22 protein-coding genes are annotated in these 22,092 nt (G+C 56.5%); 16 read left to right on the top strand and 6 right to left on the bottom strand.

Features of this window, described 5'->3' with window-relative positions:
• Positions 1–489: 489 nt before the first annotated feature.
• The 5 genes from E3T29_RS18635 to E3T29_RS18615 all read right to left on the bottom strand — a co-directional run bounded on the left by E3T29_RS18635 (position 490) and on the right by E3T29_RS18615 (position 5,699).
• The gene (locus E3T29_RS18635) at positions 490–1,383 is read right to left on the bottom strand and encodes an amino acid ABC transporter permease (RefSeq protein WP_134346981.1); all 894 of its coding nucleotides are present in this window, start codon (positions 1,381–1,383) and stop codon (positions 490–492) included.
• A complete protein-coding gene (locus E3T29_RS18630) occupies positions 1,380–2,030 on the bottom strand; it encodes an amino acid ABC transporter permease (protein WP_134346980.1) in 651 nt (216 codons plus the stop codon). Before E3T29_RS18630 ends, E3T29_RS18635 begins: the two co-directional genes overlap by 4 nt.
• A 14-nt stretch (positions 2,031–2,044) precedes the next feature.
• Positions 2,045–2,938, bottom strand: coding sequence for a transporter substrate-binding domain-containing protein (locus E3T29_RS18625; RefSeq protein ID WP_134346979.1), 894 nt, complete (start codon positions 2,936–2,938; stop codon positions 2,045–2,047).
• Positions 2,939–2,948: 10 nt separating this feature from the next.
• The gene (locus E3T29_RS18620) at positions 2,949–3,710 is read right to left on the bottom strand and encodes an amino acid ABC transporter ATP-binding protein (RefSeq protein WP_370449206.1); all 762 of its coding nucleotides are present in this window, start codon (positions 3,708–3,710) and stop codon (positions 2,949–2,951) included.
• A 1,080-nt stretch (positions 3,711–4,790) separates the two neighbouring features.
• On the bottom strand, positions 4,791–5,699 hold the full coding sequence (locus E3T29_RS18615) for an alpha/beta fold hydrolase (protein WP_166789790.1): 909 nt from the start codon (positions 5,697–5,699) through the stop codon (positions 4,791–4,793).
• 232 nt (positions 5,700–5,931) lie between these two features.
• Between E3T29_RS18615 and E3T29_RS18610 the strand changes: the two genes are divergently transcribed.
• The 6 genes from E3T29_RS18610 to E3T29_RS18585 are packed head-to-tail and all read left to right on the top strand — an operon-like array spanning position 5,932 to position 12,272.
• On the top strand, positions 5,932–6,750 hold the full coding sequence (locus E3T29_RS18610) for an IclR family transcriptional regulator (RefSeq protein WP_134346977.1): 819 nt from the start codon (positions 5,932–5,934) through the stop codon (positions 6,748–6,750).
• Positions 6,751–6,765: 15 nt separating this feature from the next.
• Complete coding sequence (locus tag E3T29_RS18605) at positions 6,766–7,803, top strand: hypothetical protein (protein ID WP_134346976.1); 1,038 nt, start codon at positions 6,766–6,768, stop codon at positions 7,801–7,803.
• Positions 7,800–8,990 (top strand): thiolase family protein, encoded by a 1,191-nt coding sequence (locus E3T29_RS18600; protein ID WP_134346975.1) that lies wholly within the window; start codon positions 7,800–7,802, stop codon positions 8,988–8,990. Before E3T29_RS18605 ends, E3T29_RS18600 begins: the two co-directional genes overlap by 4 nt.
• 2 nt (positions 8,991–8,992) lie before the next feature.
• A complete protein-coding gene (locus E3T29_RS18595) occupies positions 8,993–9,499 on the top strand; it encodes a Zn-ribbon domain-containing OB-fold protein (RefSeq protein WP_134346974.1) in 507 nt (168 codons plus the stop codon).
• Positions 9,496–10,572, top strand: a complete 1,077-nt coding sequence (locus tag E3T29_RS18590; protein ID WP_370449203.1) for a zinc-binding dehydrogenase — start codon at positions 9,496–9,498, stop codon at positions 10,570–10,572. Before E3T29_RS18595 ends, E3T29_RS18590 begins: the two co-directional genes overlap by 4 nt.
• Positions 10,569–12,272: a class I adenylate-forming enzyme family protein gene (locus E3T29_RS18585; protein ID WP_198417794.1), complete on the top strand. Its 1,704-nt coding sequence runs from the start codon at positions 10,569–10,571 to the stop codon at positions 12,270–12,272. The genes E3T29_RS18590 and E3T29_RS18585 overlap by 4 nt, the downstream gene beginning before the upstream one ends.
• Before the next feature lie 16 nt (positions 12,273–12,288).
• Here E3T29_RS18585 and E3T29_RS20420 read toward each other — a convergent pair whose 3' ends face one another.
• Positions 12,289–12,618 (bottom strand): hypothetical protein, encoded by a 330-nt coding sequence (locus E3T29_RS20420; protein ID WP_241987908.1) that lies wholly within the window; start codon positions 12,616–12,618, stop codon positions 12,289–12,291.
• Here E3T29_RS20420 and E3T29_RS20800 point away from each other — a divergent pair.
• From E3T29_RS20800 to E3T29_RS18535, 10 genes are all read left to right on the top strand, one after another.
• On the top strand, positions 12,499–13,188 hold the full coding sequence (locus tag E3T29_RS20800) for a cyclase family protein (protein ID WP_370449205.1): 690 nt from the start codon (positions 12,499–12,501) through the stop codon (positions 13,186–13,188). The genes E3T29_RS20420 and E3T29_RS20800 overlap by 120 nt on opposite strands.
• Positions 13,189–13,248: 60 nt before the next feature.
• On the top strand, positions 13,249–14,229 hold the full coding sequence (locus E3T29_RS18575) for a CaiB/BaiF CoA-transferase family protein (RefSeq protein WP_166789791.1): 981 nt from the start codon (positions 13,249–13,251) through the stop codon (positions 14,227–14,229).
• Positions 14,226–15,017: an enoyl-CoA hydratase-related protein gene (locus E3T29_RS18570; RefSeq protein ID WP_198417793.1), complete on the top strand. Its 792-nt coding sequence runs from the start codon at positions 14,226–14,228 to the stop codon at positions 15,015–15,017. Before E3T29_RS18575 ends, E3T29_RS18570 begins: the two co-directional genes overlap by 4 nt.
• A gap of 156 nt (positions 15,018–15,173) precedes the next feature.
• Positions 15,174–16,421: an ABC transporter substrate-binding protein gene (locus tag E3T29_RS18565; protein ID WP_134346969.1), complete on the top strand. Its 1,248-nt coding sequence runs from the start codon at positions 15,174–15,176 to the stop codon at positions 16,419–16,421.
• An 88-nt stretch (positions 16,422–16,509) separates the two neighbouring features.
• Positions 16,510–17,385, top strand: coding sequence for a branched-chain amino acid ABC transporter permease (locus tag E3T29_RS18560; protein ID WP_134346968.1), 876 nt, complete (start codon positions 16,510–16,512; stop codon positions 17,383–17,385).
• Positions 17,382–18,416, top strand: coding sequence for a branched-chain amino acid ABC transporter permease (locus E3T29_RS18555; RefSeq protein WP_134346967.1), 1,035 nt, complete (start codon positions 17,382–17,384; stop codon positions 18,414–18,416). The genes E3T29_RS18560 and E3T29_RS18555 overlap by 4 nt, the downstream gene beginning before the upstream one ends.
• The gene (locus tag E3T29_RS18550; RefSeq protein ID WP_134346966.1) at positions 18,413–19,156 is read left to right on the top strand and encodes an ABC transporter ATP-binding protein; all 744 of its coding nucleotides are present in this window, start codon (positions 18,413–18,415) and stop codon (positions 19,154–19,156) included. The genes E3T29_RS18555 and E3T29_RS18550 overlap by 4 nt, the downstream gene beginning before the upstream one ends.
• Entirely contained in the window at positions 19,143–19,877 is a 735-nt protein-coding gene (locus E3T29_RS18545) for an ABC transporter ATP-binding protein (RefSeq protein WP_134346965.1), read from the top strand. Before E3T29_RS18550 ends, E3T29_RS18545 begins: the two co-directional genes overlap by 14 nt.
• Positions 19,878–20,637: 760 nt before the next feature.
• Positions 20,638–21,822, top strand: coding sequence for an IS110 family transposase (locus E3T29_RS18540; protein ID WP_241987907.1), 1,185 nt, complete (start codon positions 20,638–20,640; stop codon positions 21,820–21,822).
• Between the two features lie 54 nt (positions 21,823–21,876).
• On the top strand, positions 21,877–22,092 hold a 216-nt coding region (locus E3T29_RS18535; RefSeq protein WP_166792472.1), incomplete at its 3' end, for a transposase.

The raw sequence follows: 22,092 nt of genomic DNA, 5'->3' as shown, positions 1-22,092 counted from the left end.
TATTGACTTCCGAGGGAGCCGGGGGGTGCCCCTATGTTCTTGTCAAGCGGCAAGGACGTGTCTGGTCTCGTAGAATGTGCTGTCGCGGAGCATCGCGAAGAGTACGTCGCAGCGCCGGCTGGCGAGGGCGTGTTAACGCCGAACCCAAACAGGGCCAATAGTGCCGGCGGTTTCAAGTGATCGTCGCAACCCCGCGCGATTGCCGAACACGCCTACGAACAGTGTATCCGCGCGCAGTACTTCCAGGGACTCGACCTCGAGGAAGCCTGAGTCGCCGCCAAAGACTCCCCGGCGGAGCCGGGAAGATCTTGCGCAAGCAGGCCCCTTTTCACCTTCTCCACCGCGTAATCCGTAACCGGGAGCGCTAGTGGTGGCGAGTAGCGCTTGGTCGTCGCAAATCGGGGAAGTAGTGAGTGTTGCAACGAGCACTTGAAACCGCCGGCACTATTGGCCCCGTTTTCAGTTGGCGTTCACAGTGTGACAGCTTTGTCAGCTGACGTGCTCCGAAACATTCATCGAAGGGACCGGTGATGCTCGCCTAAATCCTTTCTTGGAGCGATGCGTCTTATTTAGGATTCGGCTTTCAGCTTCGCGGGCGATACGGGTGATCGCCAGGTTGATGATGACGTATATCAGACCGATCACAAAGTACATTTGAAGCGGATTGTGCAAGGTCTGAATGGCCATCTGCCCTCGACGTAGAAGCTCTTCAAAGGAGATAACGAAACCCAAAGACGTTTCTTTTAGGACAATGACAAGCTGGCTAATCAGAGCTGGCAACATCAACTTAAACGCTTGCGGTAGAACGACCAACCGGAGGAGATCGAAATTCGATAGTCCGAGTGAAAGGGCTGCCTCGGTTTGGCCCTTTGGCAGCGCTGAAATACCACTTCGGATGATTTCCGCAATTGCCACGCTGCTGTAAAGCACAATCCCAATTATTAAGTACCACATGAGAGACAAAGGTGCGTTGATGACGGGAAGAATCCTGGACACGGCATAAATAAGCAACACCACGGGCACGGCACGGAGAACTTCTATCACCGTGACGATTATCCACCTGTACCAAGGAGCCGCTGAAACCCTGCAAACAGCTAAGAAAGTCCCTGCTGCTAAAGACAGAACCAGCGCAAGCGTCGCCACGATCAGCGTGTTAAGCAGTCCGTGGCCCAGGAACTGCCACGTGACCATGAAATCTTCATTAGTTGGATTGAAAAATGGACCGAGCTTTGCTTCCGTGAATTGTCCCGCTTGAACTAGCCGATACAGGACAACGGACAAGATCGTTGCCACTGTGACGCCGATTACCACGGACGCAATCAACGATCGCCTGCTTGCTCGCGGGCCAAGAGTGTCAAACAGCACATTGGTCGTTGCAGTCACCGGGCTATCGCCACCTTTCGTTCTAAGGCGCCTAATAGGGCGCTCACTGGCATGATCATGAGGAGATAGCCAGCAATGACACCGAGCAGAATGGGGATTGCCGGTAGCCCTCGAGCTGCTATCAAATCGTCTGCAACTTTGAAAAGGTCGCCACCGACTCCGAACGCACCTACGATCGCTGAGCCCTTAATCATCTGAGCAATTACATTTGTCATCGGAGGCACGCTGGAACGCAGTGCTTGTGGAATGATCACGAAGGTAAGGCTGTCCCGAGGCCCCATCCCCAAAGATCTCGCTGCTTCGGCCTGTCCCACAGATACGGAGTTGATTCCACTGCGGATCGCTTCAGCCATGAACGCGCCTGTGTACAGTGTGAGTCCGGCAACGCCAAACGTGAAATATGATCCGTTAAGTCCAATTTCGGGCAAACCAAAAGCGATGAAGAACAAAACCAGTGCGAATGGGCAATTGAGGAATATCACCAAGTAACTCCTGGCCAATTTCTCAAGAACAGGCACAGGAGATACTCGAGCGGCGGCAATCAGAATCCCTAGCGACAAGGCTCCTACCACCGCAATTGCACAAATTTGAAGTGTTCCAAGCCAACCGCTGAGGAAATAGTCGAAGTTATCGAATATCGCACTCATGCCAAATCCCTATGTCACTTACAAGGCATCTGTTCAGGAAGCTCGGGCACTTTCTCAGAGCTCAGGCCGGCTCGCAGCCAGGCCTCCTCGTAGGCACCACTGTCAAACGCCTCAACGATGACATCTTCAATGAATTGACAGAATTCGGTGTCTCCATGTTGGATTCCGACGCCGAAATTTGCCTCATGAAAGTTCTCGCCGACGATCTTGTAAAGTCCTGGATTCTCGGCATCAAGCCCTAGAAGCGTTGCGTCAGTCATCGCCATGACATCGACTTGGCCGTTTTTTAGAGCCTCAGTACATTTCGTGTGGGAATCGAACTCCACAATCTGCTCGGCAGAATCGGCAAGAAATGGTTGAATGAACTGGCTTTCGATAGAACCGATTCCCGTGCACACTTTCATGTTCGGGTTGTTCAAATCCTCAATTCCAGTGATATCTGAGTCTGCGCGTACCATGAGCCCAGAACCACCGGGATAGTAAGGGCCGGCGAAAGCCACCCGTTCCTCGCGCGCATCGTTGATCACATAAGTAGCAACAATCATGTCCACCTTGCCCGTCAGGATGTTTTCCTCACGAAATTTCGATGGCGTTTCAATGAATTCGATCGTGTCCGCTGTGATCCCAAGTTTTGCGGCAATCATCTTGGCTAGATCGATATCGACGCCGTTCAGAGTTCCGTCAAGTCCTTTTAGGCCGAAGCCAGGAAGATCTGCTTTAACTCCGACCCGTATCGAACCATTTTCTGCGAGTTTGGCCATCGTTGTGCCCTCGTTAAAGACTGGATTCTCAGCTACCGGGTAACTGGCTACCGGGACATCAGCACCGGCGTCGGTCGCCGAGCATCCGGCGAGCACAAGGATCGACATAAGCGCTCCAATTGAAAAAATATTCTTGCCTATCTTCATCGCAATTCCTTTACTGTTCGTGAGTGAATACCTTGGAAATGAAATCTTTTGCCCTATCAGTTTTGGGGTTTCGAAAAAACTCTTCCGGCTTTCCCTGCTCCACGATTTGACCGTCTGACATGAATACGATTCGATCGGCGACCTTGCGCGCGAATCCCATTTCGTGAGTCACACAGATCATGGTCATGCCCTCTTGCGCCAGAGATGTCATGACGTCCAAGACCTCATTTACCATTTCTGGGTCGAGTGCCGAGGTCGGTTCGTCAAAGAGCATCACGCGTGGTTGCATGGCAAGCGACCGGGCAATAGCAACTCGCTGCTGTTGTCCGCCGGATAGCTGGGCGGGGAGCTTGTCGGCCTGATCCGCCACACCCACCCGGGTAAGCAATCTAAGTGCGCTCTTCCTGGCTTCTTCCTTCGAAATATGCCTCACGCGAACCGGAGCCAAAATCACGTTTTCGAGGACGGTCATATGCGCGAAGAGGTTAAAGTTCTGGAAGACCATTCCAACAACTGCTCGATGTCTTGCGAGGGCTTTCCCTTCAACCGGAAGTTCATGACCTTCTAGGGTTACTACCCCGGTGTCTATGGTCTCTAATCGGTTGATGATCCGACATAGCGTTGATTTTCCCGAACCAGATGGTCCGAGAACCACCACCACTTCACCCCTTGAAACGCTGAAGTTTATGTCCTTAAGGACGTGGAGATTTCCATAGTGCTTGTTGACACCCGTTATACGGATGATTGGATCCGTGATCGTTTCTTCTGGAATGACTAAATTACGTTCTGCACTCACTATTGCGGCACCGTCCTTGATCGTTGAATTCGCATGGGCCGATGCGTCAAGTTCGACGCTTGAAGTGATGTTTGTGGGTGCGCTACGTCTCAGCACGGCTTAGAGCCAGCGCTCCAACCACCGCTGGTGTTCCGCCATGCTAAGAACGTTGCAGACGGAGAAGCAGCCTGAATGAATTTCGGCGGGCACGCCAATTCCAGTCACCATTTTGAGAGAGAGAGAGGCGGGCCTCTCGACATTCAATTCGCTATCCATCATTGGTGCTGATTTCGATATGAAGCTGTCAGACAAACTCTTCCCGCTTTTTGGGCACCTTGCCTCTCTGTCTCCTCGGCTTTGAGGGCATCGTTTATTGTGTCGACACTAGTGCAACTGTTTGAAAAAATGCAATCCCTATTTCGAATAAATCACTCCAAAAAAATGCTGAAACACTGCGTATTTGGGCGACTGGAAGACATGCCGAATACCTTGAGACATCTAAATTGTCGACACTAAGTCTTTTTTGAACGCACCGAGGTCACCCCGACGGCTAGCGAGCAACGGCGCCGGGGCGGTTTGAATATGGTGCCTACGAGCCCAGTGCGATGACCTGTACCGCCTGGCCGGCGGCTCTGACGCACAGCCTCGAAGGTGAGACTCCTTGAGCACCTGTGCAACTTGATGGACGAGAAACTGCGCATTCATTGCTCACCGGGGCAAGCTGTCACATTCTTTTCAGCAACATCTGACCGATGAGGAGGCGGACGATTTCATCATGGGGCGTTGAATCAGTCAGCTGTCAACGATGCTCGAGCGCACCACTCGCTAAGTGACGCTCGAGCATCTGCTTGATAGTCACGGTGCCGCAGCTATCCGTGACGGCCTCGATCGCGATGCTTTTTGGCCTGCCTGAGGGATTCTTGACCAGGGATCAAGGTTCAGAATTTATAACCACTAGGAGTTTTTTGTCCGGTTTAGTCAGTGCGCACAACTCACATGAGCTACTTCTGCGACACTGTCATTCCGCAAGTGAACCATCCACTTGATTCGTCCAGGGGCCCTGATCGCCAACAAGCGTCAGCGCATCCCACTGAAACATTGGATCAATGCGGCTAGTTCGGTCGGCGCATCGCGCTGAACGTTGTGACCTGCGTCAAGTGTCACTACGGTTCCCGAGGGAATATGTCGAGAGAAATCCTCGATAGCTTCCGCGTCCAGAATCCCGCGGGTTCCGCAGACCAATAGGACATCGATGTCGAGTTCGGCCAGAATCGGCCAGAGCGCTTCTCCATCGAAATTGCGGTGGGCACCGGCTGGCAGAGATGCCAGATGGTGCTTAAAGATGATGCGGCCGTCCTCACGCACCCTCGTATTGAGCATGACGCCCCGTTCAAGATCAGCGGCATTGTTGCCGATTCCAAACTCGATCGCACGGTCAATCACTTCTGCATGCGAGGCGTAGCTTTTTGGGCCGGCAATGAATGCGCTGACAGGGCTAATAAATGACGACTTTGATTGGAAACTGGGTGTGACATCCACGATCACCAAGTGCGAGAGCTGGCTGCGCAGCTGACTTGCGACCGGGATCGCCGCTAGGCCGCCGAGTGACTGCCCGACCAATATCCGAACGCTCGAACTGAATTTTGGTATAACGGATGCCAGCGATGGCGCGATGGTTGGCGGGGTGTAATCGGCGTCGTCCCGCCACTCGGATTCGCCGTGCCCTGGGAGGTCCAGTGCGACTGCCGCCTGGCCCAGAACGAGCGCTGTTGAGTCCCACGAGTGGGCATTCAAGCCAGCTCCGTGGAGGAAAGCAATCTCTGGATTAGCCACGCCCCATTGGAGTGCACTGATCTTGTCACCAGTTGCGGATATTTCCGCAGTGCGGCGCACCGGTAATGGATTCGTGACACCCAGCCTTACCGCGTCGGCAACGACAAACGCGAACTCGTTGAATAGATCTTTTTTTAGTTCCGCTTTGTTCATAGCAACCATCCTTGTCTGACCACAACATATGATTCCACGCTACGTTCGCTGACTTCGCTGCCGGTACGGATGTTCGGGATCTCGAAGAATCGTTGCGATTGCTGGCCTTGTTCGTTTGAATTCAGACGTTCGGAAAAGATTTCCGAGGAATCGAACCTTACTCAGTGTTGAGGCAGCCTTTGGCCGCCGGTAGAGCGGCAGTTTTAAACCGTACAGTCGGAAAGGACGCGACGTGGAAAATGCACGACTTAGGCGAATATTTGATGTTCTGGGCAGGCTCGCGACTGATGGCCCCCAGACAGTCACTGAAATGAGCAACGCGCTGTCTCTGCCTATGAGCAGCACTCACGACCTGCTGAAGGCCATGGTCAAAGGTGGGATGGCGTCCGTGACTACCCACGGTTATGACGTTGGCCCAGCAACTTTGCGGCTGTCGTTGCGAGTGCAGGAACGACTCAACATAGTAAACGCCGCAACTGTAGAGCTGCAGAAACTCGCAGCCCGCATTGGCTTTGACGTCTATCTAGCGATTCAGACAGGCAATGACGTTGTGTACGCCGCAAGATTCCGTGGACGTCGGGGAATCAAGATAGACATCCCTATTGGACTCCCCCTGTACCGCCATGCAACAGCCGTCGGCAAGCTGCTCGCTGCCTACGATCTGGAATTCCGGCAAGAGACCTTCTCAGGAAACCTGAAAGCACTCACGCCGCGTACTCATATCGACCGCCAGTCGCTCACCGAGGAACTGGACCGGATCAGGTCCAACGGCTTCAGCATTTCCCGTGAAGAAGCTGTATTAGGCATCGTCGGAATCGCCACCCCGATTTGGGCGAACGGTCGGATTGTTGGTATTGCACACATCTCCGCCCTTCGTAGCGAAGTCAACGACGACCGGCTTGCTGAGCTTGCAGTCGAACTGCAGCGAACCTCCGCCGTAATCGAAGAACAGATCCTCGGGCTTAGGTCCGCCGACGCTCGCCCGTTGCAAATCATTGACCACATTGGCCCGCCGATTTACGACGGCGCCTACACACCTCAGTTCCGCTAGAGAAAGGCTGTTCCTGTGCCACCCCTTACCCTCGATGAAACAATTTTGAGACCCGACATTGCCGTTATCTCGATGAGCAGCTCTCTCGTGGACTTCGAATCCTCACGAAGCCTCGAAGAAATGATTTTCGACACCACCACCGCGGCACTGAATTCCGTCGGCCTGACAGCGCAAGACCTAGATGGCATCGTGATCAGCGGTAACGATCAGCTCGATGGCCGCGTCATCTCGATTATGGCGACGGCAGGGCCCGCAGGTGGTGTCGGTCACGATACAACCATGATCGCTTCGTCCGCGGACCATGCACTTGCCTACGGGTATTTACGACTTCGTGCCGGGCAAGGCAAGAACGTCCTGGTGGTCGGCTGGGCCAAACCCAGTGAATCAGCAGACCCCGATCGGGTGGAGTTGATGGAGGCCGAACCGTATCTGCTCCGCCCAACGGGAATGAACAACACGATCGCGGCGGCGTTGCAAGCATCTACGTGGCTGTCCGCTGACAATGTTCCCGACTCATCCCAAGAATTCGTCGCATGGCCGCTCCGCCGCGAAGATCTGCCAGCTCGCGGAGACTCGGTCCACGCCCTCGTCCTAGCTGTTGATGGAGAATTTTCCCCCGGTTCGGAACTGGCCTGGGTCGTCGACGCCGGTTGGTCGACCACGAGTTATGAGATAGGTACCCGAAACCTTGGTGATCTCAGCTCGCTTAACTCAGCTGCTGAACAGATTTTCGACCGTAATCCGCAGGCGACCCCCGATCACTGGGACGCGGTCGAGATCGCTGGTAACAGTGAGTACGAGGTTCGTGCAGTACAACACGCACTCCATTTAAAGGAGTCCACCGGTGTCAACTTATCGGGACCGCTCTGTGAGCGACCTACATCACCATATGTGGCTGGTCTGAGCCGCATGGTTGCTGCAATCGAAGCGATTCGTCCTGAATCACTGCCAGCCGACGGGCTAAGGCTCACTGCAGGCATTGGATTCAATGGCTTCGCCGGCCAAGGTGCAACTGTGATCGTTTTCAGTAACTCCAAAGGAGGAAAAGCATGATCAATGTTGGAATAGCCGGATTTGGGCAGTCGCATTTCGTCACCAAACGCACGGACGTTACTTTTCCTGAGCTGGTGAAGGAAGGGGCCGATCGCACACTTGAGGACGCGGGTATTGGTATTGAAGATGTGGATGCGGTGGTGTATCCGCTTGCGCCTGATGCCTTGATCGGCGTCAATAACGGCGAACGCTGGGTCATCGATGCACTCGGAGTGACGGGCAAACCATTTATCCGTGTCAACAACGGAGGTGCTACGGGCATGAGCGCAGTGCTGGCTGCGTGGACCCACATCGCCTCGGGCATGTTCGACGTCATTCTCGTTGCGGGCGCCGATCGAGTCTCCGAATCGGGATCAGCGCAGTCAGTTCTAAATAAGATGTGGGATGTCGGCTACGAACGAACAGTCCCTTTGAATACGATCACGATGCTCGCGTTGTCGGCGCAACGCTACATGTCCAAGTACAACAGCACCGAATTGGACATGGCGCGAGTTGCTGTGAAAAATCGCACCCATGCCGCCCTGAACCCTCACGCCCACCTCCGGCAGCCGATCACGGTTGACGAGGTGTTGGCAAGCCGCACACTTGCGTGGCCGATCAAGCTCGGCGACGCATGTCCCGCATCGACCGGAGCGGCTGGTGTCGTGCTTGTCTCCGAGCGGTACGCCAAGGCTCATGGACTCAAGCCGGCATGGATCCGAGGCATCGGCCAAAATACGGAGACATTTTGGATGGGTGACCGTGTCGGGTCTAGCGCTGTAGGAGATCACGCCGATGCGGATTCCCTCGCGGTAGCGTTTCAGATCGCCTATGCGCAGGCCGGAGTGACCGATCCAAAGACCCAGATCGACGTTGCGGAGATGTATGCACCGTTCTCGAGCGTCGAGCTGCACGTAATCGAAGCCGCGGGATTTGCCGCTAAGGGCCAAGCGCCCGCAGCGCTTGCCGACGGCAAGTTTGCTCTGGGGAGTGATGGCGTCATAGTGAATCCCTCAGGAGGGACACTCTGCACCAACCCCATTGCGGTGACGGGCACTATCCGCGTTGGCGAGGCTGCTAACCAGGTCCGGGGTCGCGCCGGTGGGCATCAGGTTCCCAACGCGCGAGTTGCGGTGGTGAGCGCCATCGGTGGTGACCACCAATTTTATTCAACAATGGTGCTCAGCACCGATCTAGAGGAGATCTAACGATGAGTGACACGACCAACCCCGGACAGACGGCCACCGCGATCGCCGAAGGCCCTGTCTTCACCGAGCAGACCTGGGACTTGGAATACCACCACGCACTGGGTGAGACGGCATCCCGCTTCATGCAAGGACTGGCCGAGGGCAAGATCCTCGGTCGACGATCAGTGGATGGTCGGGTGCTCGTACCTGCGCGTTCCTACGATGACCGGACCCACTCCAAAACAGGTGAGTGGGTCGAGGTCGGAAACACGGGCACCATTGAGATGTCGACCTTCGTGTACGAGCCGTTCAAGGGCCTTCCTGCACCTCCCTACGCCATCGCTTACGCCACACTTGACGGTGCCGACACGGCACTCGTGGGATACGTGCGTGGTGTTGATCTGGCAGACCAGGCCGCTGCGATCAAGGCGATTGCGATCGGCACACCCATTGTGGTGCGGTTTGCAGAAGAGCCCACCGGAACGGCCGCTGACTACTGGTTCGAACTGGCCCAGCCAGTTAGTGAATGATTGCTCGCGCGACTGTGTTGGGGGCACCAATAGTCGATGGCACGGCCGGGAACACAATGCGTGTTATGAGCCTTTGTTCCCCGGCGCAGTTCGTTTCGACACAGATCCCTGTCCCCACGCCGACCTCAGGTGAGCTTCTCATTCGAGTGACGGCGTGCGGGGTCTGCGGACATGATCTCCTCGCAGCTAGCGGTCTCCTATCAGCTGAAAATGGCGCGGTGCTCGGCCATGAGATCTCCGGCACCGTTGAATCCGTGGGATCACCCGACCTGACAGCATGGCTGGGTACGAGAGTCGCGTTGGTGCAGCGTCGGTCCTGCGGTGAGTGCGCCGATTGCATCGCTAAGCACACGTCACAGTGCCGGTCTGGTCCGGGCTTCTATGGTGATGATATTCAGGGTGGTTTCGCCGAATTTGTCCTGGCTGACCCGCGCAATGCCGTTGCGATTCCAGACAATATTGACGGCGTTACGGCTGCGTTTCTTTCCTGCGGTGTGGGCACGGGGTTAAGAGCGCTGCGTGCCGCGAAGTTGGAGGAATCTGACGTAGTTCTCGTGACAGGTGCGAGCGGTGGCGTGGGCCTGCATACAGTCCAGCTGGCCAAGCATTTTGGTCTGCGCGTTATCGCGACGACTTCCCGCGAGGCTTCCACCGAGGCATTGATGCAAGCTGGCGCGACGGAAGTCATCGTGGACCCGACGGTCGGGAAGATCCGGGAAGTCGCTGCAAGACTTGGGCGACTTCGTGGCGTCGATGCAGCCATCGAAATCACGGGGGCTCCGCTTTTCGCCACAAGCCTTCGTTCGCTGGCTCCCGGCGGTCGTTTAGTTCTGGTCGGAAACGTCCGGCCAGAAGTACTTGCGCTCGACCCCGGGCTGAGCATCGTCAAAGAACTCCAGATCATCGGATCTGCCCACGCCACCCGAGAGGATCTGGTCGAGGTCGTCGACCTCGTCGCCTCGGGGTCCATCCACCCGATCGCGTCGCGTGTATTTGCGTTGAATGACCTACCCAAGGCATTCGCCGCACTGCGTTCACGGTCTTACACAGGAAGAGCGGTAGTCGTTCCATGAATCCCGTATCGATGTCCTTGCAGGTTCCTGACAGCATTGTTGGACCGATCCCCTGGCTCGAAAATCACCTCCCACCGACTTGTCAGACGCTGCCGGAGCTGCTGGACTTTCAAGCTTCAATTCACCCGGACGCTCCAGCGCTCGTCGCCGGCACAACCCGTCTGACTTACCGAGAGTTTTCAGACCGTGTTGGGCGATTCGCAGCGGTGCTCCAGAACCTTGGCATTACGGCTGAGTCGAGAGTGGCGCTCTTGGGGACCAACACGGAGGAATGGCTCGTTGCCGCGTTCGCGTCGTTGCGTCTCGGCGTGTCCCTAGACACGTTCAATACCTGGGTTCTGTCCTGGGATCTCCAACAGCTCATGGAAGCATCTAGCACTCAGCTGCTCATAATGGTGCCGTCTGTTCGATCAACGGATATGTTGGGCCAGCTCCGACAGCTGGTTCCGGAGTTTTGGGATTCTTCGCCCGGAGAGGTCATGAGCGCGCAGTTCCCAGACTTGACGCATTTGATCGTTCTTGGTGGTGATTTCGCTGAAACGCCAATGCCAGCTGGGGGGCAATCATTTGATGATTTGATTACCCGTGCCGAAGATTGGCCTGTCCCACCGAATGCTGCTATCGGAACAGAAGCCGCGTTGGTTATGTACACATCTGGAACAACCCAGCGGCCCAAAGCGGTTCCGTTGCGGCATCGGCATCTTATTGAGAACGGCTATGCCATAGGAACTCGGATGGGGTTGACTGGTGAGGACCGCGTGTGGTTGAGTTCACCTCTTTTCTGGAGTTTCGGCGGTGCCAACGCCACGATGGCGACGCTGACCCACGGTGCCTGTCTCGTCCTGCAGGAACATTTTTCTGCTGACGAAGCAGCGACACTTCTTGCTGACGAGCGATGTACTGCTGCCTATCTGCTTCCTAGCCTGTCGTTGGTCCTGGCAGAGGAAGTTGGCGAACGGATTCGAGCAATCGATTCACTGCGAACAGGCTTGGTTATTGGCCGGCCGGACGAGGTAAAACGGGTCGCCGTGGACCTCGGAATCGGTGAAATCTGCAATGTCTACGGTTCAACGGAGGTCTATGGCAATTGCTGTGTCACCCCTCACACGATGTCGTTGGATGAGCGGATCACTACACAGGGTCCACCTCTGCAGGGCGTAGAAGTGCGCGTTGTTGATCTGCAGACGGGGGAAGTTGTTCCAATGGGGGATGACGGTGAGTTGCAGATCCGAGGCCGAGTGACTGAGGGATATGTCGACAACGCAGAAGCGACCGAGGCCGCAATCACTGCCGATGGCTGGTATCGCACCGGCGATGCGGGGCTCATCCGGCCAGACGGTACCGTTCAGTTCCTGAGCCGGCATACAGACATGATCAAGACCTCAGGTATCAACGTTTCTCCTGCGGAAGTCGAAGCCTTCATTGAGAGCAGCCCCTCCGTCGACGAAGTCGCGGTGGTCGGAGCCCCCCACCCGGGCCGGGGCGAAGTGCCTATCGCATTCGTGGTGCTTCATAGCGGCGAAAAAACGACGGCCGAAGACATACGAAGCTTCTGTAAGGGTTCGATTGCGGGATACAAAGTGCCGTGGGCGGTGAAGATCGTGTCTGAGCTTCCGCACACGCCGACCGGCAAGATGGTGAGAAAAGATCTCATCGGATCTGCGACCGCCATCGTCGAGTCACTTCTCGTCGAACGATAATCCGATCGATCCAAACTCAGGGGGAAATCAGAACATGCGCGAAAATATAGGAGATAACTGGGGACGATGGGGTGATCTCGATGAGATCGGTGCACCCAATCTCATTGACCACGCAAAAGTACGCGATGCTGTCGGTTTGGTGAATCAAGGCCGGGTTATTTCTCTCGCGCAGCCCCTCGGCCCAGCAGCTGGCGTGCCAGGGCACCGCAATAGGGGGTCGCGATTCATGGACAGGGATGCCGGGGATTATGCCCTTGGCGCCCGGTCGCCAGGGGGTTTCCGTTTCGCCGAGGACACGGTTCAGCTGTCCACTCACAGCGGCACGCATATGGATGCCCTCGCTCATGTGTGGGAGGGGGATGAACTCTTCAACGGACATTCGTCGGCTAATGTTCGATCGACGACGGGCGCGAAGAAGTTGGGTGCGGACAAGCTCCAACCCTGTGTGACTCGAGGTGTACTCCTTGATTTTGTCGCCGCGACTGGTTCGGGTCTTCCATCCTCAACACCGATCGGATCGGTTGAATTGGTGGAGGCGTACCGACGAGCCAATGTAACGCCATCTCCCGGCGATGCGGTGTTGCTTCGGACAGGCTGGTGGGACTCGACTGGTTTCAGTGACGAATACTTCGCTTTAGAGCCAGGGCTGTCAGATGATGGTGCTCAATGGCTTGCCGAGAGAGACGTCGCGTACGTTGGCGCCGACAACTATGCCGTGGAGGTGCAACCCGACCCCGGCGGAGCCACCTTCCCCGTCCATCTCAGGCTGCTCCACAAATTTGGTGTACCCCTGATCGAGAACCTCGACCTAAGGGAGCTTGCGGGCACCGGCATAGGGACATTCCTGCTAGTTCTAGCACCTATTGGTCTACAGGGATCTACCGGCAGCCCCCTCAATCCACTGGCTGTGGTGTAGATGGGCCTCTCACCTACTTGGCCGAAGCCGACAAGTAGCCCCGATGCACCCTTACACGGCATGCGCGTGCTGGATCTGAGCCAGCAGCTGCCCGGACCGTACGCGACACAACTTCTTGCCGCGCTGGGAGCCACCGTGGTGAAGATAGAACCACCTCAGGGTGACGCGGCCCGGCACCTTGATCCAAAGATGTTCGCCAATGTCAACGCCGGCAAGGTGACGTATTTCCTGAACCTCAAGGAGGATCACTCCAAGCTCGCACTCTACTCCCTCATTGCCGGTGCGGACGTCTTCGTCGAGGGATACCGCCCGGGTGTCACACGCCGGCTCGGGTGTGACTACGTGACGCTGACCAAATATAAGGCCAACATCGTCTACTGCTCAATCTCGGGCTTCGGCCAGGAAGGGCCACGCGCGACTCGCCCCACTCACGATATCTCCTTGCAGGCAATCGCCGGCGCATTACCGCCGGGAGCCCAACTCGATCGGATCGGTGTGCCGTGGGTCGACCTGGCAACTGCCACCACGGCGGCACTCACCATCGTCGCCGCCTATCATCGCGGTGCGGGTGGATACATTGACAGCAGCATGCTGGACTCGGCCATCGCATGGGCAGGAATTAAGCCCGATGCCGTTACGTCACTGGAACCGACTTACGGAACCGTAGTCACCCTAGACGGCATAACTATGATCATCGCCATCCTCGAGGACACCATGTGGATGCGTCTGTGTCAGGCCGTCGGCTGGTCCGATTGGAAACACGATGAGGCGCTGGAGAAGTATTCCGACCGACGGCGCCACGCCCAAACGATTCGTCATCGCCTCGACCAAACAATCGGCGGACTGACGGCCCACGAGCTGGTCGAGCTAGCGATAACTCACGACTTGCCCATTGAACGCTTCGACGAAGAACTTCCCGATGCCATGGAGCAGAGAGAAGGTCGCTCCGGTGCTCCCGGTCATCCGCCGCACAGCACCATACCCATCCCCGCGGCATGGCAGAGTCGGCTAACCCCATTCCTAGGAAAGCCGCACCCGTGAGGACGAAAATCGACCACCTACGACTGGACGTTGTCGGTCCGGTTGCCACACTTACATTGAACCGGCCCGAAAGACATAACGCCCTGTCGTTGGACATGTACCATCAGATTCCTGAAATGTTGTCTCGACTTGAGATTGACCGTACAGTTTCTTCACTCGTGATTCGAGGGTGTGGTTTGCGGGCTTTTTCAGCGGGAGCTGATATCACGGAATTCACCACGGTGCGAGCGGGAGCCGAAGGTGCGCGCCTATATAACTTAGCCGTGGCCGAAGCGGAAAGGGCCATCAGTAACTTCCACGCACCCACAATCGCCATGGTGCATGGTTTTTGCATTGGCGGAGGATGTGGCCTGGCTCTCAGTTGCGATCTTCGGCTGGCTGATACAGCTGCTGCCTTCGGTATCACCCCTGCGCGGCTTGGGTTTGCATACAGCCTCGAATCCACGAAACGCCTCATGGATCTGGCAGGACCTGCGGAGGCGAGTTATCTCCTGTTCTCCGGCCGCCGAGTAAGCGCGGAGCGAGCCCTTTGGAATGGTTTGGTCAACGAAGTTCACCCGCCTGAAGAGTTGGAAAAGGTGACCTATGAACTCGCCGTCGAGATTTCCAAGCGCGCGCCCATGTCACTCCGTGCAACGAAAGAAATCATTGGACTAGTCCGAGCGGGGCAGGTCCGAGACGACGATTACACGACGGCACTTCGAAACGATCTCTTTGAATCCAGCGACTACATCGAGGGCGTTGAAGCTTTTCTAGGCAAGCGTCCGCCACATTTTTCTGGCTGCTGAAATCGACAGCTCTTATCTGAACATTCGAGGCTGCGGAATTTCCTTGTTGCGTTCTCCGGAGGGAAGTTACATTCGGGTAGTCGGATTGCAACTTCGAGTATCCGAAACATGTGACTGGACAAAGTTGACCAGCGCCATCAAGGGGGATGTATACACATGATCAGACACACCAACGGCTCTCGTTTTGAGCACCGAAAGCGCGTACTACTTGCCTCAACGGCTATAGCAGTATTACTTACAGTTGTCGGCTGCAGCGGACAGACCTCCGGAAACAGTGGCGACACTATCAACATTGGTCTTCCGCATCCGCTGACCGGGGCATGGGCCGACGGCGGGCAAAACGCGCTCAACGGAGCGATGCTCGCGATTGAGGACATCAACGCCGCAGGTGGAATCAAGTCTCTCGACGGCTTGAAGCTTAAGGGCGTTCAGGCTGACACCAGTTCGGATGATCCCGGCCAGGCTGCCACCGTCACACGGCGTCTGATTGAACAGGAAAACGTCAGCGCCCTTATTGGCTCCTATGTATCGGCATTTACCATCACGGCCTCCACCGAAGCGGAAAAGGCCGGCGTGCCAATCCTGAGTCAGTCCTACGCCGACACGCTGACCGACCGCGACTATAGCTACTTCTTTCAACTCCCACCTACAGCGACGGCACTCGGCCAATCCATCGTGCCGTATGTCCAGGATGCATACGCTGAGATTGGAATCACCCTGCAGAAGGTCTCGGTTCTGGCCTCGGACGACGCGTCAATCGAAGCTCAAGGAAGAGCCGCGATTGCCGAAGCTGAAAGCGCTGGACTCGACGTTGTCAGCCAGGCGTTTTACCCTCAGGCACTCAGCGATGCAACGGTGATTGTTCTTGAAGCGCTGCGCGCTGATCCCGACGTCATATTCCTCGGCGGTCCTACGGGGGCCGCGGTAACTATCGTGAATACGCTCCGGAGCCTCGATTACGAGGGACCGATCGTCGGACTGGGCGGTGGCGGAATCCTCTCTCCCGATTTTGGAAAGCTGCTCGGCGACAACGTCGATGGAATTCTGAGCCAAGCCGGCTGGAACTGGGACATGCCCTATGACGGCCTAGAAGACATCAGTACGCGGTACACGCAGGAGTATGACACCAAGTTCATGCCCCAGGAAGCGGGTGAATCCTACGTTGCAGCCTGGATCCTTGCAGGTGCCATCGACGATGCCGCAAGCACCGATCCGGAGAAGATCGCGGAGGTGCTGCGCAAGACAGACTTCACCTCGGGTCCGGCATCATTCATGCCCGCTGGAACAGTCAGCTTCGACACGAAGGGCCTGAACGAGGACGTGTTTCCTATCATGATCCAGTGGCAGGAGGGCGTCACGCGCACCGTGTGGCCGCTCGACGTCCAAGCTAGCAAGCCGCAGTAGTTGGCCCCGGGGTGGCGGGCCAAGGCATCAATGCAGCCCACCGCCACCCCCACCGTGCCGTCTACTTCTGACTGAAGGACCAGACACAATGGAAATCCTCGCTCAAACAGTTCTAACAGGGCTCTTGCTCGGCGGCGTTTACGGACTCATCGCTATGGGGCTCAGCCTCGTGTTCGGCGTGATGCGAATCATTAACTTCGCGCACGGCAACATCGTATTGCTCGGTATGTACACAGTACTGATGCTCTACACAACCCTGGGAATCAACCCATTCCTGGCTCTTCTCATTGTTGTACCGGTCGGTCTGCTGCTGGGCGCTGTCCTACAGTCTGTTCTCTTCGCGCGACTTCGTGACGCAGGCGAGCTTCCGCAGCTCCTGCTCACTCTCGGTCTGGGCATCATCATCCAGAGCATTGTGCAGGTTGTTTTTTCTCCGGGACAAAGATCTCTCACCGGGTTCGCTTGGGGTAGTGAGCTCGTCGATATCGGTGGGATTTACCTGCGACCCGCACACGTCGTCGGATTCGTGATTGCTATCGCCATCACCATCGGCCTGACATTCATCCTCAAACGGACCGACTTTGGCCGCCAAATGCGCGCAACGGTCGACGACGCAGAGATCGCAGAATCGTCCGGCGTCAGGTCCAAGCGGATTTACATCATTGCTGTTGGGATCGGTACCTCTATCGCCCTCGTTGCCGGTGGAGTTCTCGTAACCTACCAGCCCGCCTCGCCCACCTTGGGGAACGAATTCCTAGTCCTCGCCTTCGTCGCTGTCGTCCTCGGCGGCCTTGGAAATATCATGGGCGCCTTCATCGGCGGTTTGATCGCCGGCACAGTTCAGCAGCTGACCGCAGCGTTCGTCTCCGTCGGTTTGCAAGACGTCGGATTGTTCACTCTGTTCATCCTCGTACTGATCTTCCGACCTAACGGACTATTCGGACGGAAGGAAATCACAGCATGATTCTCAAGCCTGGCACGATCGGTGGGATTCTCTTTTTCGTTGTCGCTGCGACTTTGCCTCTCTGGCTCCTTCGGGGGCCCTACCTGCAGGGCATTGGAGTTACCGCCCTCATCGTGGCCTCCCTAGCCGTGGCATGGAACATCGTCGGCGGATTGGGAGGACGACTCTCGTTCGGCCACGCTGCTTTCTTCGGAGTCGGGGGATACACCAGCTCCTTGCTCTTGATCAACTTCAATATCTCCCCATGGATCGGTGGACTGGCCGGAATGCTTGTGGCGGGCATACTTGCACTGCTATTGGGATCGATCACGGTCCACCTGCGAGGAATCTACTTCACCCTCGTCACGTTCGTCTTCGCTCTCATCCTGCTCAACCTTGCGCGCACTGTCTCATCCATCACTGGTGGTGACGTGGGACTCAGCCTTCCCCTCATCCAGCCGTCATTCGGAATGCTGCAATTTCGCGACCAAATCAACTATTACTACGTCGCTCTCGGGCTCCTGCTGGTGTACGTAATTATCGCGGCATTCATCATCAAGTCGCCGTTTGGGTATCGACTTAAATCGGTTCGAGACGATGAGCAGGTCGCACGAGCGCTTGGTGTTCACACCAACCAAGTCAAGATTCAGGCATTCGTTCTCAGCGCGATGATGGTTTCTTTCGCGGGAACTCTTATGGCGCAACACGGCTTGTTTATCGATCCTGGCAGTGCCTTTGGCGTCGATCGTTCAGTCGAGATGGCGCTTGGCGCGATCTTCGGCGGCATCGGTACGCTATGGGGGCCTGTCGTCGGCGGGATCGCCGTCGTCGCGATCGGTGAAGCAGCAAATAATGCCCTTCAAGACGTCTTTGCCGGTGCCGACACCCTTGTCTACGGCATCGTGCTCGTCGCGGTCGCGCTGTGGCTGCCTGGAGGTGTCGCGTCCATATCTGGACTCTTCAGAAAAAAGACCGGAAAACGGAGAAAACCGACATCTCAGGAAGATGAAACTGAGTCGATGAATAAGCCTGAGGCTGTGATAACACGATGAAACCATCACTCATAAGCATGGAAATGGCGTCGAAGTCCTTTGGCGGAGTCCAGGCAGTTCGCGATGTCACGATCGATATTCAGGCGGGGGGAATCATCGCTCTCGTCGGCCCCAACGGTGCCGGAAAGAGCACGCTATTTGACTTGATGACGGGGGTCCAAAAACTTGACTCTGGCAAGCGAATAGTTGCTGGACGTGACATGACGAGTTCCGCCAGCCACCAGATCGCAAATGTAGGTATCTCCCGGACTTTCCAAAAGGTGCGCCTCTTCCCATCCATGACGGCCCTCGAGAATGTACTCGTCGGAGGGCTCCAGAAACATTCATCAGTCGAATCATCCAAAGCGGCCGCCTACAAAGCCCTGGAACGACTCGGCCTGCAAGACCGCGCACAGAATAGGCCCGCGGAGCTCACGCTAATCGACCGAAAGAGGCTTGAAATGGCCCGAGCTCTCGCGTCAGAGCCGTCACTCTTACTACTCGACGAAGTCATGACAGGGCTTACTCCTCGCGAGGTGGAGGACGCTGTTGCGCTGATACACCAGCTCACCGATGAAGGAGTGACTGTGGTGCTCGTTGAGCACCTGCTGAAAGTCGTTATGCGTATCAGCAGGCGAGTGCTCGTTCTCAACCATGGCCTACTCATTGCGGATGGAACACCAACAGAAGTTCAGAACAATCCTGCTGTAGTTGAAGCTTATATCGGTGTCCCAAAGAAGGACCACAATGCTAACAGTTGAGAACATTCAGGCCCGTTACGGCGATGCGACGGCGCTCCACGGCATCTCACTCGACGTCACTGACGGTCAAGTTACAGGGATTCTTGGCTCGAATGGAGCAGGAAAATCTACGCTCCTTAAAGTTATCGCTGGGCATCTCAAGCCCGCGGGAGGAACAGTTTTCCTGGACGGCGAGCCCATCACCGGCCTGCCGCCATATGCTATTGCTGAACTCGGCATAGCCCTCGTCCCTGAGGGGCGTCGAGTATTCGCAAACCTAACCGTCGAAGACAACCTACTCGTTGGCGGCTCATCCAAGAGGGCGAAACCGAAACGCGCTGAAGCACTGCGAGATGTATTCGAGCTCTTTCCACGCCTTTCTGAGCGCCGAGCTCAATCCGGCGGAACGCTCTCAGGCGGTGAACAGCAAATGCTCGCCATTGGTCGAGCACTGATGCTGCGTCCGCGCATCATCCTTCTCGACGAGCCATCGTTGGGACTCGCACCGTTGATAACCGATCTTGTATTCGAAACCATTCGTACGATCGCCGAGACAGGAGTGACGATGCTATTAGTCGAGCAAAACGCCTCACTTGCCCTCTCAACCGCAGATTATGGTTACGTACTGGAGCACGGAAGGGTCGTATTCTCGGGTGATAGAGCGACGTTGCGGACATCTCCGGAGGTTCAGGAAGCTTACCTCGGGGTTGAGGCTCATGCCACAGAAGGTGGAAGAGCATAAGTGTGGACGTTAACGACGTTTGCCGTGGTGATACGAACTAGTACGTTGCGCCGTTCGGAGGGATAGCTGTTAGCGTCGACCGAAAATAGGGCCAGTATCGCCCATTTGAAAACACAGATATTGGTCCTGTTTTCAAGGCACTATTGGCCCCGTTTTGGCCCGGCGTTAACAATAGCCAGAGGCACACAGGTATCGTAGGTGTCCCGCCTAAGGGCCAAGTGTCCGTCTGTGAGGTCGCAGTCTCGGAAGGCCCGTTGCCTTTGTCGAAGACCACGGCGTGACGGTCCCAGTTCTTGATCCACGGGGTCTGACCAGTAATGGAACGGTGGTTGGCGCTAAGGGTTGAGGTGGCGGTAGATCGTCGCGCACGGCGATCAAAGACGGGCTGGACATGGTGGTGGTTTCCTAGTTCTCGCCCTACGTCATGCGGCGGACTTGCTGTTAGCTACTGGCCTCACCCGATNAATGATGGGAAGAGGCTTGAGGCTGTGTGACCCTAACCCTGACTGACGTCCTTCCGAGGACTGTCTTTTACGTGATCTGTCCGCGGTCTCAAGGCTGCTCAAGGTGCGCTGGCCAGGCGGACATGACTTTATAGGAGCCTGCAGCGAATTCCCATTACCGTCTTGTCTGCCCACCTGGCCAACGTGCTCATCATTTACCCAGATGGACGCGAAGGAAAGGCAATTTCATCATGGCAACAGAGATACCGAATGTCATCGTCGGCGTCGACACGCACTCCGATACTCACTACGTCGCCATGATCGACGAGCACGGCAAACACCTAGCTGCTGAAGAGTTCCTGGCGGTCGGGTCCGGTTACCGGAAGATCCTCGCCTTCATCACCCGCTTCGGTCTGGTCATCGGCGTGGGCGTCGAAGGAACCGGCAGTTATGGGGCCGAACTGAGTCGAGTTCTAAGGACAGCAGGACTCCCCGTTCACGAGGTCAACCGACCCAACCGTCAAGCGCGGCGTCTACGCGGTAAATCGGATCCTTTGGACGCCTACCAGGCTGCGGAATCAGTCCTGGCGGAACGAGGCACGTCGACGCCGAAAAGCAAGGACGGCCCCGTCGAATGCCTCCGCGTCCTCCGCGCCGCTCGCACCTCATCAATGAAGGCTCGCACTATCTCAATCAACCAGATCAAGGGAATCCTCGTCTCCGCTCCCGAGCAAGTGCGCAGCCGGTTTCGCGCCTTGACGAGCGCCCAACTCATCCCGGCGTTGGAGCGCTCCCGTCCAATGGGAAACCTCACGGACCCTGACAACGTAACGGCTCTGACTTTGAAGAAACTCGCCGCCCGCTACCAATTTCTCGAGCGGGAGATTCTTGACACCGATAAAGCGCTGGCGGAGATCCTCAGGGACTGCGCGCCGCTGTTGCGGGACGTCCCCGGTGTTGGCATCGAAGTAGCGAGCCAGCTCCTCGTCACCGTCGGTGATAACCCTGAACGCATCGCAACTGAAGCGCAGTTCGCGGCCCTTGTCGGCGTCGCCCCCATTCCAGCGTCATCCGGCAAGACGAGCCGGCACAGGCTCAGCCGCGGCGGCGACAGAGCAGCCAACGCCGCAGTCCACCACGTCGTCGTGTCACGCCTCGCCACAGACTCCCGGACGAGAGAATATGCGGCCCGACGAACGGCTCAAGGCAAGACCAAGAAAGAAATCATGCGCTGCCTGAAACGATACGTTTCCCGGGAGCTCTACCGTCAGCTCACCAACCCGCAAGCGGCGCCCACAGTCACTGACCTACGCACCGCGCGCCAGGAGTCCACATCACCCTTCGCGAGGCTGCATGCCACTTCAACACCTGGCCTGGCACCCTTTCTCGAATTGAACGAGGCCTCAGTCGAGACGACAACCTCGCTAACCAATTCCGGGACTGGCTCCATGAGCAAAAAGAAACCCAAAATATCAATTGACAACTATAGGAGCATCACGTAGGGGTGAACCGTCCCTGATTTCCTGCCGCTTTCTTTCTAGTGAAAGGATTCGGTTATGCCCAAGAAATACCCAGATGAGGTTCGTGAGCGAGCGGTTCGTATGACGGTTGATCGTGTGAAGGATTATCCGTCGATGTGGGCCGCGTGCCGCGAACTGGCCCCCAAACTCAATGTCGGCCCGGAAACGTTGCGGAAGTGGGTCAGGCAGGCGCAATCCGACGCGGGAGAACGGACCGGTCCAACGAGCGAAGAGCTCGAGGAGATCAAGCGC

It is taken from the genome of Cryobacterium sp. TMT1-66-1, assembly GCF_004403435.1.
Taxonomy (GTDB): Bacteria; Actinomycetota; Actinomycetes; order Actinomycetales; family Microbacteriaceae; genus Cryobacterium; species Cryobacterium flavum.
This window is presented reverse-complemented; position numbering and strand designations above follow the sequence as displayed.

Excerpts from the sequence above, each read along its gene's own strand:
- E3T29_RS18600 (WP_134346975.1), top strand. The coding sequence starts at position 7,800 with ATGATCAATGTTGGAATAGCCGGATTTGGGCAGTCGCATTTCGTCACC.
- E3T29_RS18590 (WP_370449203.1), top strand. The coding sequence starts at position 9,496 with ATGATTGCTCGCGCGACTGTGTTGGGGGCACCAATAGTCGATGGCACG.
- E3T29_RS18585 (WP_198417794.1), top strand. The coding sequence starts at position 10,569 with ATGAATCCCGTATCGATGTCCTTGCAGGTTCCTGACAGCATTGTTGGA.
- E3T29_RS20800 (WP_370449205.1), top strand. The coding sequence starts at position 12,499 with ATGGACAGGGATGCCGGGGATTATGCCCTTGGCGCCCGGTCGCCAGGG.
- E3T29_RS18545 (WP_134346965.1), top strand. The coding sequence starts at position 19,143 with ATGCTAACAGTTGAGAACATTCAGGCCCGTTACGGCGATGCGACGGCG.
- E3T29_RS18555 (WP_134346967.1), top strand. The coding sequence starts at position 17,382 with ATGATTCTCAAGCCTGGCACGATCGGTGGGATTCTCTTTTTCGTTGTC.
- E3T29_RS18560 (WP_134346968.1), top strand. The coding sequence starts at position 16,510 with ATGGAAATCCTCGCTCAAACAGTTCTAACAGGGCTCTTGCTCGGCGGC.
- E3T29_RS18540 (WP_241987907.1), top strand. The coding sequence starts at position 20,638 with ATGATCGACGAGCACGGCAAACACCTAGCTGCTGAAGAGTTCCTGGCG.
- E3T29_RS20420 (WP_241987908.1), bottom strand. The coding sequence starts at position 12,618 with ATGAGCGAGGGCATCCATATGCGTGCCGCTGTGAGTGGACAGCTGAAC.
- E3T29_RS18595 (WP_134346974.1), top strand. The coding sequence starts at position 8,993 with ATGAGTGACACGACCAACCCCGGACAGACGGCCACCGCGATCGCCGAA.
- E3T29_RS18630 (WP_134346980.1), bottom strand. The coding sequence starts at position 2,030 with ATGAGTGCGATATTCGATAACTTCGACTATTTCCTCAGCGGTTGGCTT.
- E3T29_RS18615 (WP_166789790.1), bottom strand. The coding sequence starts at position 5,699 with ATGAACAAAGCGGAACTAAAAAAAGATCTATTCAACGAGTTCGCGTTT.
- E3T29_RS18575 (WP_166789791.1), top strand. The coding sequence starts at position 13,249 with ATGCGCGTGCTGGATCTGAGCCAGCAGCTGCCCGGACCGTACGCGACA.
- E3T29_RS18565 (WP_134346969.1), top strand. The coding sequence starts at position 15,174 with ATGATCAGACACACCAACGGCTCTCGTTTTGAGCACCGAAAGCGCGTA.
- E3T29_RS18625 (WP_134346979.1), bottom strand. The coding sequence starts at position 2,938 with ATGAAGATAGGCAAGAATATTTTTTCAATTGGAGCGCTTATGTCGATC.
- E3T29_RS18550 (WP_134346966.1), top strand. The coding sequence starts at position 18,413 with ATGAAACCATCACTCATAAGCATGGAAATGGCGTCGAAGTCCTTTGGC.